Annotated in this window: 14 protein-coding genes; 5 read left to right on the top strand and 9 right to left on the bottom strand. The window is 60.9% G+C overall.

The genetic code is table 11. The annotated features are described in order from the left end of the window. Positions 1-169 precede the first annotated feature (169 nt). Positions 170-1,543, bottom strand: a complete 1,374-nt coding sequence (gene ffh / locus ACOCLD_RS07925; protein ID WP_422911485.1) for a signal recognition particle protein — start codon at positions 1,541-1,543, stop codon at positions 170-172. A 190-nt stretch (positions 1,544-1,733) separates the two neighbouring features. Between ffh and ACOCLD_RS07920 the strand changes: the two genes are divergently transcribed. Beyond that, complete coding sequence (locus ACOCLD_RS07920) at positions 1,734-2,534, top strand: cytochrome C assembly family protein (RefSeq protein WP_422911484.1); 801 nt, start codon at positions 1,734-1,736, stop codon at positions 2,532-2,534. Positions 2,535-2,544: 10 nt separating this feature from the next. Further along, positions 2,545-3,834 carry an HlyC/CorC family transporter gene (locus ACOCLD_RS07915; protein WP_422911483.1) on the top strand — a complete coding sequence of 430 codons (1,290 nt, stop codon included), beginning with the start codon at positions 2,545-2,547 and terminating at the stop codon, positions 3,832-3,834. On the opposite strand, the gene ACOCLD_RS07910 is transcribed toward ACOCLD_RS07915, so the two are convergent. Genes ACOCLD_RS07910 through ACOCLD_RS07890 form a run of 5 tightly spaced genes read right to left on the bottom strand, consistent with a single transcriptional unit; the run spans position 3,806 to position 7,082 of the window. Then, entirely contained in the window at positions 3,806-4,540 is a 735-nt protein-coding gene (locus tag ACOCLD_RS07910; protein ID WP_422911482.1) for an SGNH/GDSL hydrolase family protein, read from the bottom strand. The two genes, ACOCLD_RS07915 and ACOCLD_RS07910, sit on opposite strands and share 29 nt — an antisense overlap. Beyond that, complete coding sequence (gene purT / locus ACOCLD_RS07905; RefSeq protein WP_422911481.1) at positions 4,537-5,718, bottom strand: formate-dependent phosphoribosylglycinamide formyltransferase; 1,182 nt, start codon at positions 5,716-5,718, stop codon at positions 4,537-4,539. The genes ACOCLD_RS07910 and purT overlap by 4 nt, the downstream gene beginning before the upstream one ends. 27 nt (positions 5,719-5,745) lie before the next feature. Beyond that, positions 5,746-5,934 carry a DUF1289 domain-containing protein gene (locus ACOCLD_RS07900; protein ID WP_422911480.1) on the bottom strand — a complete coding sequence of 63 codons (189 nt, stop codon included), beginning with the start codon at positions 5,932-5,934 and terminating at the stop codon, positions 5,746-5,748. Then, positions 5,931-6,458, bottom strand: a complete 528-nt coding sequence (locus tag ACOCLD_RS07895) for a gamma carbonic anhydrase family protein (protein WP_422911479.1) — start codon at positions 6,456-6,458, stop codon at positions 5,931-5,933. Before ACOCLD_RS07895 ends, ACOCLD_RS07900 begins: the two co-directional genes overlap by 4 nt. 18 nt (positions 6,459-6,476) lie before the next feature. After that, entirely contained in the window at positions 6,477-7,082 is a 606-nt protein-coding gene (locus tag ACOCLD_RS07890) for a CoA pyrophosphatase (protein WP_422911478.1), read from the bottom strand. Positions 7,083-7,254: 172 nt separating this feature from the next. On the opposite strand from ACOCLD_RS07890, the gene ACOCLD_RS07885 reads away from it, so the two are divergent. After that, on the top strand, positions 7,255-7,812 hold the full coding sequence (locus ACOCLD_RS07885; RefSeq protein ID WP_422911477.1) for an NUDIX hydrolase: 558 nt from the start codon (positions 7,255-7,257) through the stop codon (positions 7,810-7,812). Between the two features lie 15 nt (positions 7,813-7,827). Then, on the top strand, positions 7,828-8,331 hold the full coding sequence (locus ACOCLD_RS07880) for a L,D-transpeptidase family protein (protein ID WP_233683966.1): 504 nt from the start codon (positions 7,828-7,830) through the stop codon (positions 8,329-8,331). A gap of 86 nt (positions 8,332-8,417) precedes the next feature. Here ACOCLD_RS07880 and ACOCLD_RS07875 read toward each other — a convergent pair whose 3' ends face one another. The 3 genes from ACOCLD_RS07875 to purL form a co-directional block, all read right to left on the bottom strand. After that, entirely contained in the window at positions 8,418-8,735 is a 318-nt protein-coding gene (locus ACOCLD_RS07875) for a YqfO family protein (protein ID WP_233683965.1), read from the bottom strand. 147 nt (positions 8,736-8,882) lie between these two features. Beyond that, entirely contained in the window at positions 8,883-9,119 is a 237-nt protein-coding gene (locus ACOCLD_RS07870) for a CDGSH iron-sulfur domain-containing protein (RefSeq protein ID WP_422911779.1), read from the bottom strand. 106 nt (positions 9,120-9,225) lie between these two features. Further along, positions 9,226-13,122, bottom strand: coding sequence for a phosphoribosylformylglycinamidine synthase (purL, locus tag ACOCLD_RS07865; protein WP_422911476.1), 3,897 nt, complete (start codon positions 13,120-13,122; stop codon positions 9,226-9,228). A 222-nt stretch (positions 13,123-13,344) separates the two neighbouring features. On the opposite strand from purL, the gene mltF reads away from it, so the two are divergent. Then, a complete protein-coding gene (gene mltF, locus ACOCLD_RS07860; protein WP_422911475.1) occupies positions 13,345-14,805 on the top strand; it encodes a membrane-bound lytic murein transglycosylase MltF in 1,461 nt (486 codons plus the stop codon). The last annotated feature ends 50 nt before the right edge of the window (positions 14,806-14,855 follow it).

Genomic DNA, 14,855 nt, shown 5'->3' with positions numbered 1-14,855 from the left:
GTGCTGCAAAACTGAAATGCAAGCATAGGGCACTAGGCCCGAAAGGCCGCATATTCTAAGGATTATCCGGCTTTTTGCAAATCTCTTTTTCAAGCCGCCGGTCGGTGCTGGCTGCGCATCAGGCTGGCAAACACTCTCGCCAGCCCACACGCAGCCTTTATTACTGCTGTTACAGCTTCGGCAGACCGCCCGGCATCATCCCACCCATGCCGCGCATCATCTTGGCCATACCGCCTTTAGCAGTGAATTTTTTCATCATTTTCTGCATCTGCTTGTGCTGCTTGATCAAGCGACCAATGTCCTGCACCTGGGTACCGGAACCCATGGCGATGCGGCGCTTGCGCGAGCCACTGATAATCTCCGGATCGCGACGCTCGGCCGGCGTCATCGAATTGATGATCGCCTCCATCTGTTTGAACTGCTTCTCGGCCGCACCCTGGGCATTGCCCATCTGCGCCAGATTGACACCGCCCATCTGCGGCAGCTTGTCCATCAGGCCGCCAAGGCCACCCATGTTCTTCATTTGTTGCAGCTGGTCGCGGAAGTCTTCGAGATCGAAGCCCTTGCCCTTCTTCAGCTTTTTGGTGAGCTTCTCGGCTTTCTCGCGATCCAGGGTCTGTTCGGCCTGCTCGATCAGGCTGAGCACATCACCCATACCGAGAATGCGCGAGGCAATCCGATCCGGATGGAAGGGCTCGAGCGCCTCGGTTTTCTCACCCATACCGATGAACTTGATCGGCTTGCCGGTGATATGCCGCACCGACAGCGCGGCACCACCACGGGCATCGCCGTCAACCTTGGTCAGTACGACCCCGGTCAGCGGCAGCGCATCATTGAACGCCTTGGCGGTGTTAGCCGCGTCCTGCCCCGTCATGGCGTCGACCACGAACAGGGTTTCTACCGGTTTGATCGCCCCGTGCAGCGCCTGGATTTCCGCCATCATCTCGGCATCAATGGCCAGACGACCGGCAGTATCCACCAGCACCACGTCGATAAATTTGAGCTTGGCTTCCTTGATCGCCGCCTCGGCAATCGCCACCGGCTTCTGGCTGATATCCGACGGAAAGAAGGTCACGCCAATATCATTGGCCAGGGTTTCCAGCTGCTTGATCGCGGCCGGACGGTAAACGTCAGCCGAGACCACCATCACGGTTTTCTTCTTGCGCTCTTTAAGGAAGCGCGCCAGCTTGCCGACGGTGGTGGTCTTACCCGCGCCCTGCAGACCCGCCATCAGCACCACGGCGGGCGGTACGGCATTCAGCGCAAGGTCTTCGTTGGCCGCACCCATCAGCTCTTCGAGCTCGGCACGCACGATCTTCACGAAGGCCTGGCCTGGGGTCAGGCTCTTCGACACTTCGGTGCCGACCGCACGATCCTTGACCTTATTAACGAAGTCCTTGACCACAGGCAGTGCCACGTCGGCTTCCAGCAAGGCCATGCGCACTTCGCGCAGCGTATCCTTGATGTTGTCTTCGCTCAGCTTGGCCTTGCCAGTAACATTGCGCAGGGTCTGTGAGAGACGATCTGTCAGATTTTCAAACATGCTCGTTCCTTTCAGGCTCAACCGAGCCGAGGGTAGGCTTGTAACAGGCGGCGGATTATAGCGAAGAGTGACCAGGTCTGTTGGCGTTTCATCGCCACCGCGCCTGGTCCGCTGACAAAGCCAGACGCTTTCGTGGCGCGACGGTTGTATGCCACACTGCGCGTCTTCCGGGTTTGCCTGACAAGGACTTATGCACCCTCTGTTACCCAGCCTCGCCGCCGCCTGCTTATACGCGGCAGCCGCGTCTTACCAAGGCCTGCGCCTGCAACAGCGCAGCACCATCAACAAGCGCCTGCTGGTTGTGCTCGGCGTTTTCGCCCTGCTCTTTCATACCAGCAGCCTGTTCATGCAGATGTACAGCCCGACAGGTCTGTCACTGGACTTTTTCAACGCCGCCAGCCTGATTGCCGCCTCGGTCATTTTGCTGACCCTGCTGGCTTGCGCGCGCATCCCTGTGGAAAACCTGCTGATTCTGCTGTTTCCGCTGGGCTTTCTGACGGTCCTGCTCGCACAGTTCATGCCCAGCGGCACAAGCCGGCCGATTGATGAGGCTCCCGGCATCCTGGCGCACATCCTGCTGTCCGTAACCGCTTACGGCATGCTGACCATCGCCGTGTTCCAGTCGCTGCTCCTGCTGCTGCAGGACCATCAGCTCAAGCACAAACACCCCTCCGGGCTGATCAAGAACTTCCCGCCCCTGCAGACCATGGAAAGCCTGCTGTTCGGCTTCCTCTGGGCTGGCTGGGCACTGCTGTCGCTGTCACTGCTGTCCGGCGCGCTGTTTATCAATGACCTGTTCGCCCAGCACCTGGCGCACAAGACCTTCCTGTCCTTCTTCGCCTGGGTGGTTTTTGCCGTGCTGCTATGGGGTCGCCACCAACTCGGCTGGCGCGGCCATAAAGCGATTCGCTGGACCCTGGCGGGCTTCTGCCTGCTGATGCTGGCCTACTTCGGCAGCAAGCTGGTTCGCGAATTTATCCTGCATATCTGAGACCCCTTCCGTGGAAAACGCACACCCCGGCTTTCTGTTCGGCCTGTTGATATTTCTGCTGCTTTGCTCAGCGTTTTTCTCCAGTTCGGAAACCGGCATCCTCAGCCTTAACCGCTACCGCCTCAAGCATCTGACCAAAGAAGGTCATCGCGGAGCCAAGCGCGTCAGCTCGCTACTCAGCCGACCGGATCGTCTGCTCGGCACCATCCTGATCGGTAACAACTTCGTCAATATTTTCGCGTCTGCCATCGCCACAGTGCTGGCCATCAAACTCTGGGGCGAGGCTGGAATCGCCATCGCGACAATCGGCCTGACCCTGGCACTGCTGATCTTCGGTGAAATCACCCCCAAGACCCTGGCAGCCTTGCATCCAGAACGGGTCGCCTACCCGTTCAGCCTGCCGCTGTTGCTGCTACTCAAACTGTTTTATCCGCTGGTCATTCTGCTGGGCTGGATCACCAACGGCCTGCTCAGACTGCTGGGCGTCGACCCCACCAGCAAGAGCAGCGACAGCCTGACCACCGAGGAACTGCGCAGCGTGGTGCGCGAGTCCGGGCATGAGCTGCCGAAAAATCGCCAGGACATGCTGCTCGGCATTCTCGACCTGGAACGGGTGACGGTGGATGACATCATGATCCCGCGCAACGAAGTCACCGGGATCAATCTGGAAGATGACCTCGACAGCATCATCAACCAGTTGACCAATACCACCCACACCCGCCTGCCGGTGTTTCGCACGGACATCAATCAGATCGAAGGCATCGTGCACATGCGCCAGATTGCCCGACTGCTGACGCACAACCAGCTGAGCAAAGAAGCGCTACTGGCAGCCTGCAACGAGCCCTACTTCGTGCCGGAAGGCACGCCGCTGTCGACCCAGCTGATCAACTTCCAGAAGCAGAAGCGCCGAATTGGCATCGTGGTGGACGAATATGGCGATGTCATCGGCATTGTCACCCTGGAAGATATCCTCGAAGAAATCGTCGGTGACTTCAGCAACCAGGACACCCTGCGCAGCCCGGATATTCACCCCCAGGAAGATGGCACCCAGGTCATCGATGGCGCCGCCTATATCCGCGAAATCAACAAGGCGCTGGACTGGCACCTGCCCAGCGACGGGCCGAAAACCCTCAACGGCCTGATCACCGAAGCCCTGGAAAGCATTCCCGATAGCGCGGTGTGCCTGAAGATCGGCCCTTACCGCCTGGAAATCCTGCAGGCCGCCGAGAACCGGGTGAAAAGCGTACGCATCTGGCAGGCCAAAACCAAACCTAAGGCCGAACCGCCGGCAGCAGATTGAGGGCCAGCCCCTCAGCCCATACGCGATACCCGAGCGCTGACGGATGATAACCATCACGCGCCAGGTACTCGGCGGAAAACTCCAACTCGACCGCATGATGCCCTGCCCCCTGACGCGCAGCCAGCCGGCGCAGACGCGCATCCAGCAGAGCGGCACGCATGCCGAGCAAACGCCGCAGCAGCCAGGGCAAGGCCGTGAAATGCTGCAGCGGCGGCACGCTGCTAAACACCACCCGAGCGCCACGAACAGCCAAGGCTTGCGCCATACCGCCAAGCGCCGCCTCCCAACGCGGCAGTGACGTCAGATGGGTAGTGTCGTTGACGCCAAACACCAGCAGCGCCAGATCAAAGGGTTGACCCAACACCTGCGGCAACAGCCGCTCATGGGCCTGCGTGGCGGTAATGCCGTTTTCACCGCACGCACGCCAGGCAACCGGACGACCGCTGCGCGCAGCCAGTGTTGCAGCCAACTGCCCGACCAACGCGGCATGCAGCTCATCCACCCCCACGCCAACCACAGTCGACTCACCCAGCACTAGCAGGCGTAGCGGCTCACCCGGCAAGTCCGCGCCCGCCACACCATTCAGCGGCCCGCTAGCTGGTGGTAAACGCAGCGCGTTACGCCGCGTGTGCACCGCCAGCGGCAAGGCAATCGGTGCCAACAGCGCCAAACCCAGCCACCAGGCATAGGCGCGCAACGCACTCACAGTTCGACCTTGACCGCCTGCGACGCACGCGTGGCCTTGGCCCGCGCCGCTTGTAACGACTCATCTCGCGCCAGCGCCACACCCATACGCCGCTGACCGCTGACTTCCGGCTTGCCGAACAGGCGCAGAGCAGTATCCGCCTCGGCCAGGGCCGCGCCGAGGTTGCCGAAGCTGACTTGCTGCGATTCCCCCTCAACCAAGATCACCGCAGAAGCCGATGGGCCGAACTGACGAATGGCTGGAATCGGCAAACCGAGAATCGCCCGTGCGTGCAGGGCGAATTCGGACAGATCCTGGGAAATCAGGGTGACCAGGCCGGTGTCGTGCGGGCGCGGGGAGATTTCGCAGAACCACACCTGATCACCTTTGACGAACAGTTCAACGCCAAACAGCCCGCGTCCGCCCAGCGAGCCGGTCACCGCCAGGGCGATGCGCTCGGCTTCAGCCTGAGCCTTGACGCTCATCGGCTGCGGCTGCCAGGACTCCTGGTAGTCCCCCTTGACCTGACGATGGCCAACCGGGGCACAGAAGGTGGTGCCGCCACTGTGGCGCACGGTAAGCAGCGCGATTTCATAATCGAAATCGATAAAGCCCTCGACTATCACCCGGCCCTTGCCGGCACGGCCGCCGGCCTGGGCGTAATCCCAGGCGGCTTGCAGGTCATCCAGACTTTTCAGCACCGACTGGCCTTTGCCCGACGAACTCATGATCGGCTTGATCAGGCAGGGAAAGCCGATGCTTTCAACCGCTGCACGGCACTGCTCGAAGGAGTCGGCAAACTGATACGGCGAGGTCGGCAGCCCCAATTCTTCGGCGGCCAAACGGCGAATGCCTTCACGGTTCATGGTCAGCTGTGCAGCGCGGGCGCTAGGGATTACGGTAAAACCTTCGTTTTCCAACTCGACCAGGGTCGCAGTGGCAATCGCCTCGATTTCCGGAACGATGTAGTGCGGCTGTTCCAGCTCAATCACTGCACGCAGGGCGGCGCCGTCGAGCATGTTGATCACATGGCTGCGGTGCGCCACCTGCATGGCCGGCGCATTGGCGTAACGATCAACGGCAATCACCTCGACGCCAAGTCGTTGCAACTCGATCACCACCTCCTTGCCCAGCTCGCCAGAGCCACACAACAGCACGCGGGTCGCGCTCGGCGACAAAGGGGTTCCGATACGGGGCATGGGGAGTCCTCAAACTGATCAAGAAAGTTACAGCAGAATGCCTTTGGCTTTGGCCCGCTCATGACAACGCATCAGCACCTCACGGCGCTCGCTGTTGTCCATCAGGCTCCAGCGGGTAATTTCGGCGACCGTACGCTGGCAGCCGATGCAGATATCTTCATCGTCCAACGCGCAGACATGTACGCAGGGCGAGGCGACGGGACGTTCGTTGCTCATGAGTCGTCCTGTACCGCCAGATCACGGGCATAGCGTTGAGCGTTGTGCACGTAGTGTGCGGCGCTGGCTTCGAGCATCTTTTTCTGCGGCTCGGTCAGCTCACGCACCACTTTGCCGGGCGAGCCCATGACCAGCGAACCATCAGGAATTTCCTTGCCTTCACCGATCAGGCTATTAGCGCCGATGATGCAGTTTTTACCGATTTTCGCGCCATTGAGGATCACCGCATTGATGCCGATCAGGCTGTAATCGCCCACGGTGCAGCCGTGCAGCATGGTGTTATGGCCAATGGTCACGCCCTTGCCGATAGTCAGCGGAAAGCCCATATCGGTGTGCATCACCGTGCCGTCCTGCACGTTGCTGTTCTCGCCGATATGAATCAGCTCGTTATCGCCGCGCAGCACGGCGTTAAACCACACGCTGGCCCCCGATTCCAATTTGACCTTGCCCACTAGGGTGGCATTAGGTGCAACCCAGCTCTCTGGATGGGCGTCGACGCTGGACGAACCCAGTCGATATTTCATGGCTGCTTCCTCATAAGCTCAGGTGAGCTTGATAAAGTGCTCGGGCGGCTGGTGCATATCGATATGCACATCATCGAACACCAGGTTGACCAACTCGACCAGCATGATCGCCGTCAGCCCCCAGATTTTATATTCGCCATAGCGGTAACTCGGCACATACCAGCTGCGCCCGAGGTAATCGATACGGTGCGTGGTTTCCCGCGGATCCTCGCGAAAGAATGCCAGCGGCACAGCAAACACCGCAGCAATCTCACCGTCATTGGGCCGGTATTCGACAAAATCCGGCACCAGACCTACGTAGGGTGTGACCTTAATACCGTGCCGCGATACCAGCGTACTGAGTGGCCCCACCACCTCAACCAGGCCCGGCGGCAGGCCGATCTCCTCCTCGGCTTCGCGCAGGGCGGTCTGTACCAGATCAGCATCATCAGGGTCGCGCCGACCACCGGGAAAGGCCACTTCGCCACTGTGCGTGGACAAACCACTGGCGCGCAGGGTCAGCACCACTTCCGGTTCGTCACTGCGGGTGATGGGCACCAGCACTGCAGCTTCAGGGTAGTGTTTGTCGATCTGCAAACTGAGCGGGCTATAGCCGCGCATGCGATGGAGCAACTCGTCCAGCATGGGGATTCTCGGTCTTTTATTCTGCCGTCGATCATGGCATGAAAGCAGCGCACGGCCCAAGCCCCGTACCGCTGCCAAGCATCATTCAGGCGCTCGATAACCAAGCGTTCAGGTCGCTTGCCGAGCACCCGGCATGCACGCCAAGATAGCCGACACGCAGCGAGGACCTGGCATGAAGTTCTGTAGCAATTGTGGCAGCCCGATCAGCCATATCATCCCGCAGGGCGACACTCGCCTACGTCATGTCTGCGCACAGTGCCAGACCGTGCATTACCAGAACCCGCGCATTATTGCCGGCTGCCTGCCGGTATGGGGCGAACAGGTATTGCTGTGCCGCCGCGCCATCGAGCCACGGCGTGGCTACTGGACACTGCCCGCCGGCTTTATGGAAAACGGCGAAACCCTGGAGCAGGCCGCCGCTCGTGAAACCCATGAAGAAGCCTGCGCCCGGGTGCGCAGCCTGAGCCTGTATACCCTGTTCGACCTGCCGCACATCAATCAGGTGTACATGCTATTTCGCGCCGAACTGGTCGACCTGGACTTTGCCCCGGGCGAGGAAAGCCTGGAGGTGCAGCTGTTTCACGAACAGGACATCCCCTGGTCAGAGCTGGCTTTCCCGACCATCGGGCGTACCTTAGAATGCTACTTCGCGGATCGCCTGCAGCAGCACTACCCGGTCCGCAACGAGCCGCTTGAAGCCTTGCGCGCACATTACAAGAAAGCCTTTTGATCCATGGGAATTACGATGCGCTGGTTGTTCGCCCTACTCTGCCTGACCGTTGCCCTGACTGGCCACGCCAACACCACCCCAAGCCTCAACGGCAAAACCATCGACAAGGTGCTGGTGGTCAAGTCCGAGCGCAAGCTGCACCTGATCAGCCGCGGCGACACGCTCAAGTCCTACCGTATTTCATTGGGCAAACAGCCGGAAGGGGCCAAGCAGCGCGAAGGCGATCTGCGCACCCCGGAAGGCTTCTACTGGATCGACTGGCGCAAGACCAGCGACAAGTACAACCTGTCCATGCACATCTCCTACCCCAACGCCCGCGACCAGGCGCAAGCCCGCGCCAAGGGCGTACCGGCCGGCGGCATGATCATGATCCACGGCACGCCGCTGGACGAGGAATACCCCGAATGGTTCTTCCATACCCTGGACTGGACCGAAGGCTGTATCGCCATGAAGAACATCGACATGCGTGAGGTCTGGTCACTGGTCAAAGACGGCACGCTGATCGAAATTCGGCCCTGAAAGGCAGGCACAAAAAAGGCACCTTGAAGGTGCCTTTTTCATATTCGAACGCAGAGTCCTGCGGGCCTGCCGCAGCCGCTCTGCACTTAGAACTGGATGTCTGAAAGACGCCATACCTCGAAGGCGGGTGTCTCATAGGGATGCTGCTTTTTCATGGCCTTGACCGCATCGTGGATCAGCTCGTCGGCCACCACCAACTCAACTTTCCACTCCGCCACCTGAGTCACCTGCCCTGGCTGCCCGATAAACGGTTGACTGCCTTCCAGGGCGCGAAACTGCCCCTGCCCAAGCACCTGCCAACAGCACTGATCATACTGACCGATACGGCCACCACCCGCGCTGAACACGGCGGATTTCACCGTTTCCAGATGGGTTTCAGGCACATAAAAACACAGTTTGTACATCGAGGTCCCCACCGGCAAGACTGATAAAAACAGCGCGCTAATGATGCCACACAATAATGGCACTTTGCCCTATTCGCGGTTCGCGAGGCGTATCACACTTGCTTCCTATGACCCGATCATTGGCCGAGTGTTCAATCCTGACGCACGCTACAAGCCACGCCAGAAGCGCCGCCAACGGGCCCTCAAGCCCTGCACCGGCTGATTATGCCGGCCATCACAATAGGGTAGGCGCTGTGATTGGCCACAACGGCACAACAGCAGAAACTGTTCACGCTCAGGCTGCAGCTCAAGCGCATCAGGGCAGGCAGAAATACAATCGGGAAGCTGGGACGAACGCCCGCAGCGGCACAGCAATAAAGTATCGCCAGGTTTGACCTGGCGCACCTCAGGCAAAACAGAGTATTGCGGATTCACACGCCCTCTCCCGCCCTTCGGGCACCCTCTCCCACAAGCGGGAGAGGGTCAGCAGAGAGCCGCATTGCGGCCGCTGTTAATCCACCCACACGCGGGCGTTGCGGAACATGCGCATCCAGCCTGCATCTTCCTGCCAGTCATCCGGCTTCCAGGAGTTCTGCACGGCGCGGAATACCCGCTCCGGGTGCGGCATCATGATGGTCACACGGCCGTCACGGCTGGTCAGACCGGTGATCCCGCGCGGCGAACCGTTCGGGTTGGCCGGGTAGGTTTCGGTGACTTTGCCGTGGTTGTCGATAAAGCGCATGGCCACACAGCCGGACAGATCGGCTTCAAGCAAGGCTTCCTCGTTCTCGAACTCGGCATGACCTTCGCCGTGGGCGATGGCAATTGGCATACGCGAACCGGCCATGCCCTGCAGGAAGATCGATGCCGACTCCTGTACCTGGACCATCGCCACGCGCGCTTCGAACTGCTCGGAGCGGTTGCGCACGAAATGCGGCCAGAACTCGGTACCGGGGATCAGCTCGTGCAGGTTGCTCATCATCTGGCAGCCGTTGCACACGCCAAGGGCAAAGCTGTCCTTGCGCTCGAAGAACGCCTGGAAGCCATCGCGGGCGCGGCTGTTGAACAGGATCGACTTGGCCCAGCCTTCGCCGGCACCCAGTACGTCGCCGTAGGAGAAACCGCCGCAGGCGACCAGGCCCTTGAACTCTTCAAGACTGACGCGACCGCTGAGGATATCGCTCATGTGCACGTCGATCGCACTGAAACCCGCACGATCGAAGGCCGCAGCCATTTCCACCTGACCGTTGACACCCTGCTCACGCAGAACAGCGATCTGCGGGCGCACACCCTTGCGGATATACGGCGCGCTGATGTCCTGATTGACGTCGAAGCTGAGCTTGGCCGACAAACCCGGGTTTTCCTCGTCGAGGATGGCGTCGAACTCCTGCTCGGCGCACTGCACGTTGTCGCGCAGACGCTGAATCTGGTAGCTGGTTTGCGCCCACTGACGCTGCAGCAAGCGGCGCTGACCGCCGAAGACCGGCTGACCGTTGAAGCTGATGGCCACGTCATCGCTGTTGACCGGCTGACCGATCACCGCCACACAGTCGCCCAGACCGGCGGCGCTGAACTGCGCCAGCACTTCCGGGCTAGCGTCCTGATGCACCTGAATCACCGCACCCAACTCTTCGTTGAACAGCACCGCAGCCAGCTCAGCGCGGTCGTCAGCCAAGGCATCGAGGAACAGGTTCAAGCCGCAATGGCCGGCAAAGGCCATTTCCAGCGCGGTCACCAGCAGGCCGCCGTCGGAACGGTCGTGGTAAGCGAGAATATGGCCATCAGCATTCAGGCCCTGGATCACCGCGAAGAAGGCCTTGAGGTCTTCGGCGTCATCCACATCCGGTGCCTGGGTGCCGAGCTTGCCGTACACCTGGGTGAGGATCGAGGCGCCCATGCGGTTCTGCCCACGGCCCAGGTCGATCAGGATCAGGTCGGTTTCGCCCTTGTCCATGCGCAGTTGCGGGGTCAGGGTCTTGCGAATATCGCTGACCGGGGCAAAGCCGGTCACCACCAACGACAGCGGCGAGGTCACGCTCTTATCCGTACCTTCATCGCGCCACTGGGTTTTCATCGACATCGAGTCTTTGCCCACCGGAATGGTGATGCCCAGCTCGGGGCACAGCTGCATGCCGACCGCTTTCACGGTGTCGTACAGGCGCGCGTCTTCGCCCGGGTGGCCAGCAGCGGCCATCCAGTTGGCGGACAGCTTGATGTCGGAGAGTTTTTCGATGCGCGAGGCCGCCAGGTTGGTCAGCGTCTCGCCAATCGCCATACGCCCGGAGGCGGCGGCGTCCAGCAGCGCCAGCGGCGTGCGCTCGCCCATGGCCATCGACTCACCGGTGTACACATCAAAGCTGGTGGCAGTCACGGCGCAATCGGCCACCGGCACCTGCCACGGGCCAACCATCTGGTCGCGGGCAACCAGACCGGTAATGGTGCGGTCACCAATGGTGATCAGGAAGCTCTTACTGGCCACGGCCGGGTGATGCAGCACGCGAGTTACCGCTTCGTCGATATCCACATTGGCGGCAGCAAAATCGTCGCCCAGTTCGGCTTCGCGGGTCACCGAGCGATGCATGCGCGGCGGTTTGCCGAGCAGCACTTCCAATGGCATGTCCACCGGGGTATTGGCGAAGTGGCTGTCAGTTACGGTCAAGTGGGCTTCTTCGGTGGCTTCGCCGACGACCGCAAACGGGCAACGCTCGCGCTCGCAAATGGCTTTGAAGCGTTCGAAATCGACAGCGCTGACGGCCAGTACGTAACGTTCCTGGGACTCGTTGCTCCAGATTTCGTGCGGGGCCATGCCCGGCTCGTCATTCGGCACGTTGCGCAGTTCGAAACGGCCGCCACGGCCGCCGTCATTGACCAGCTCCGGGAAGGCGTTGGAAATACCACCGGCGCCGACATCATGGATAAAGGCAATCGGGTTGGCGTCGCCGAGTTGCCAGCAGCGGTCGATAACCTCCTGGCAACGGCGTTCCATTTCCGGGTTTTCGCGCTGTACCGAGGCGAAATCCAGATCAGCCGAGCTGGCACCAGTGGCAACCGACGACGCCGCGCCGCCACCCAGGCCGATCAGCATGGCCGGGCCGCCGAGCACGATGAGCTTGGCGCCCACGGTGATCTCGCCTTTCTGCACGTGATCTGCACGAATGTTACCCATGCCGCCGGCGAGCATGATCGGCTTGTGGTAGCCGCGCACTTCGTCGCCATGGGGCGTGCTGATCGCTTGCTCGAAAGTGCGGAAGTAGCCGGTCAGCGCCGGACGGCCGAATTCGTTGTTGAACGCCGCGCCACCCAGCGGGCCTTCGATCATGATGTCCAGCGGGGTCACGATGCGCTCGGGCTTGCCGTACGGCACTTCCCACGGCTGTTCGAAACCGGGGATGTTCAGGTTGGAGACGGTAAAGCCGGTCAGCCCAGCCTTCGGCTTGGCGCCACGGCCGGTGGCACCTTCGTCGCGGATCTCGCCTCCGGAACCGGTGGAGGCACCGGAGAACGGGGAAATGGCGGTCGGGTGGTTGTGGGTTTCCACCTTCATCAGAATATGCACCGGTTCCTGCACCGCGCCGTACTGGCGGGTTTGCGGATTCGGGAAGAAACGCCCAGCGGTGTGCCCGACGATCACCGAGGCGTTGTCCTTGTAAGCGGACAGCACGTTCTCGCTGTGCATCTGGTAGGTGTTCTTGATCATGCCGAACAGCGACTTGTCCTGGCTTTCGCCGTCGATATCCCAACTGGCATTGAAGATCTTGTGGCGGCAATGCTCGGAGTTGGCCTGGGCGAACATCATCAGCTCGATGTCGTGCGGGTTGCGCCCCAGACCCTGGAAAGCATTGAGCAGGTAATCGATTTCATCTTCGGCCAGAGCCAGACCCAACTCGACGTTGGCCTGCTCCAAGGCGGCGCGGCCGCCGCCAAGAATGTCGATCGCCGTCAACGGTTTGGGCTGGGCGTGGCTGAACAGCGCCGCCGCGCCTTCGAGGTTATCCAGCACCAGCTGGGTCATGCGGTCATGCAACAGATCCGCCACCTGCTGCGCCTCGGCGGCATTCAGCTCGCCGCTGACGTAGTAGGCCAGGCCGCGCTCGATGCGCTGAATCTTCGCCAGACCGCAGTTGCGGGCGATGTCGCTGGCCTTGCTCGACCAGGGCGAGATGGTGCCGAAACGCGGAATAGTCAGAAACAGGCGGCCATTGGGCTCCTGCACCGGCACACTCGGGCCGTACTTCAGCAAACGGGCCAATACCTGCTCTTCGTCGGCGTTAAGCACGCCAGACACTTCGGCGAAATGCGCGAACTCGGCATACAGGCCAGTGACCGCAGGCACCTTGCTGTTCAGTTGTTCAAGCAGTTTGCCGTGACGGAAAGCAGAAAGGGCGGGAGCGCCGCGCAGGATCAACATCGGGGACAGCCTCTGGGAAGGGGTGTACTTTGAGGCCGTGCATTCTAGCCTAAAGCATCGCCGACAGCACCCGTGGCGGCCAGGCTCTGTTAGCCGCCTCGGACAAGCCGCCCATGCCCTGCCAATAGGCGCATTCGGCGGGCTCGATGCCGCGCAGCGCTAACAGAGACGACCGATGCTGTCGATATATGGTGCGCAGCGGGCTTTGCGTATACTGCGCCAATGTTTGCCCAATCTGCGTTCCGTGCGCGCTGCGCCTGCTGGCTGTCGGTGATCGGAATCCTCCTGCTGCTCGGCGGCTGTGCTGAAGAACCCAGCACACTCGAGCGCGTTCAGGCGGAGGGTGTACTGCGGGTGATCACCCGTAACAGCCCGGCCACCTACTTCCAGGACCGTAACGGCGAAACCGGCTTCGAATATGAGCTGGTGAAGCGCTTTGCCGACGATTTGGGCGTCGAATTGCAGATCGAAACCGCCGATAACCTCGACGAATTGTTTGCCAGCCTGAACAAGCCCAACGGCCCGGTGCTGGCTGCGGCCGGTCTGGTGGAAAGCGACGGACGGCAAACCCAGGCGCGATTCTCCCTGCCCTATCTGGAAGTCACCCCGCAGGTGATCTACCGCAATGGCCAACAACGCCCGACCCGCCCGGACGATCTGCTCGGCAAACGCATTCTGGTGCTTAAAGGCAGCAGCCACGCCGAACAGCTGGCAGCACTCAAGCTGCAATTACCCGAACTGAGTTATGAAGAGTCTGCTGCGGTAGAGGTGGTCGACCTGTTGCGCATGGTCGATGAGGGGCAGATCGACCTGACCCTGGTCGACTCCAACGAACTGGCCATGAATCAGGTGTACTTCTCCAACGTGCGCGTGGCCTTTGATCTAGGCGATGCGCAAAACCTGGCCTGGGCCACCGCATCGGGTGAAGACCGCAGCCTGCTCGACGAGATGAACGCCTTTATCGAGCGCGCGCAGAAGAATGGCAGCCTGCAACGCCTCAAGGACCGCTATTACGGTCACGTCGACGTCCTCGGCTACGTCGGCGCTTACACCTTCGCCCAGCACCTGCAGCAGCGTCTTCCGCGCTACGAGAAGTACTTCCGCGAAGCCGCCCAGGCCAATCAGGTCGACTGGCGCCTGCTCGCCGCCATGGGTTATCAGGAATCTCTCTGGCAACCCACAGCCACCTCGAAGACCGGCGTACGCGGGCTGATGATGCTGACCTTGCGCACCGCCCAGGCCATGGGCGTGTCAGATCGCCTGAACCCCAAGCAGAGCATCGAAGGCGGCGCCAAATACATCGTGCACGTGAAAAACCAGCTGCCGGAGAGCATTCAGGAGCCCGATCGCACCTGGTTCGCCCTGGCCGCTTACAACATCGGTGGCGGTCATCTGGAAGATGCGCGCAAGCTCACCGAAGCCGAAGGCCTGGATCCGAACAAGTGGCTGGATGTGCAAAAAATCCTGCCGCGCCTCTCGCAGAAGCAGTGGTACAGCAAAACCCGCTACGGCTATGCCCGTGGCGGCGAACCGGTGCACTTTGTGCGCAACATCCGTCGCTACTACGACATCCTCACCTGGGTGACCCAACCGCAGCTGGAAGGCTCGCAGTTGGCCGAGAGCAGCCAGCACCTGCCGGGCATCGACAAGCGTAAGCCCAACGAACAGACCCCGCCGCTTTAACAGGACCTGCTCAAAGGCTCGCGAGCTAGAGCTATGCAAGGCGCTACGTA

Source organism: Pseudomonas cimarronensis (assembly GCF_049331905.1).
Taxonomy (GTDB): domain Bacteria; phylum Pseudomonadota; class Gammaproteobacteria; order Pseudomonadales; family Pseudomonadaceae; genus Aquipseudomonas.
Note: the sequence above shows the minus strand (reverse complement) of the source record. Positions and strands in the feature narration are given on the sequence as shown.

Excerpts from the sequence above, each read along its gene's own strand:
- purL (WP_422911476.1), bottom strand. The coding sequence starts at position 13,122 with ATGTTGATCCTGCGCGGCGCTCCCGCCCTTTCTGCTTTCCGTCACGGC.
- ffh (WP_422911485.1), bottom strand. The coding sequence starts at position 1,543 with ATGTTTGAAAATCTGACAGATCGTCTCTCACAGACCCTGCGCAATGTT.
- ACOCLD_RS07890 (WP_422911478.1), bottom strand. The coding sequence starts at position 7,082 with ATGCTGGACGAGTTGCTCCATCGCATGCGCGGCTATAGCCCGCTCAGT.
- ACOCLD_RS07875 (WP_233683965.1), bottom strand. The coding sequence starts at position 8,735 with ATGTACAAACTGTGTTTTTATGTGCCTGAAACCCATCTGGAAACGGTG.
- ACOCLD_RS07885 (WP_422911477.1), top strand. The coding sequence starts at position 7,255 with ATGAAGTTCTGTAGCAATTGTGGCAGCCCGATCAGCCATATCATCCCG.
- ACOCLD_RS07895 (WP_422911479.1), bottom strand. The coding sequence starts at position 6,458 with ATGAAATATCGACTGGGTTCGTCCAGCGTCGACGCCCATCCAGAGAGC.
- ACOCLD_RS07900 (WP_422911480.1), bottom strand. The coding sequence starts at position 5,934 with ATGAGCAACGAACGTCCCGTCGCCTCGCCCTGCGTACATGTCTGCGCG.
- ACOCLD_RS07920 (WP_422911484.1), top strand. The coding sequence starts at position 1,734 with ATGCACCCTCTGTTACCCAGCCTCGCCGCCGCCTGCTTATACGCGGCA.
- mltF (WP_422911475.1), top strand. The coding sequence starts at position 13,345 with ATGTTTGCCCAATCTGCGTTCCGTGCGCGCTGCGCCTGCTGGCTGTCG.
- ACOCLD_RS07880 (WP_233683966.1), top strand. The coding sequence starts at position 7,828 with ATGCGCTGGTTGTTCGCCCTACTCTGCCTGACCGTTGCCCTGACTGGC.
- purT (WP_422911481.1), bottom strand. The coding sequence starts at position 5,718 with ATGCCCCGTATCGGAACCCCTTTGTCGCCGAGCGCGACCCGCGTGCTG.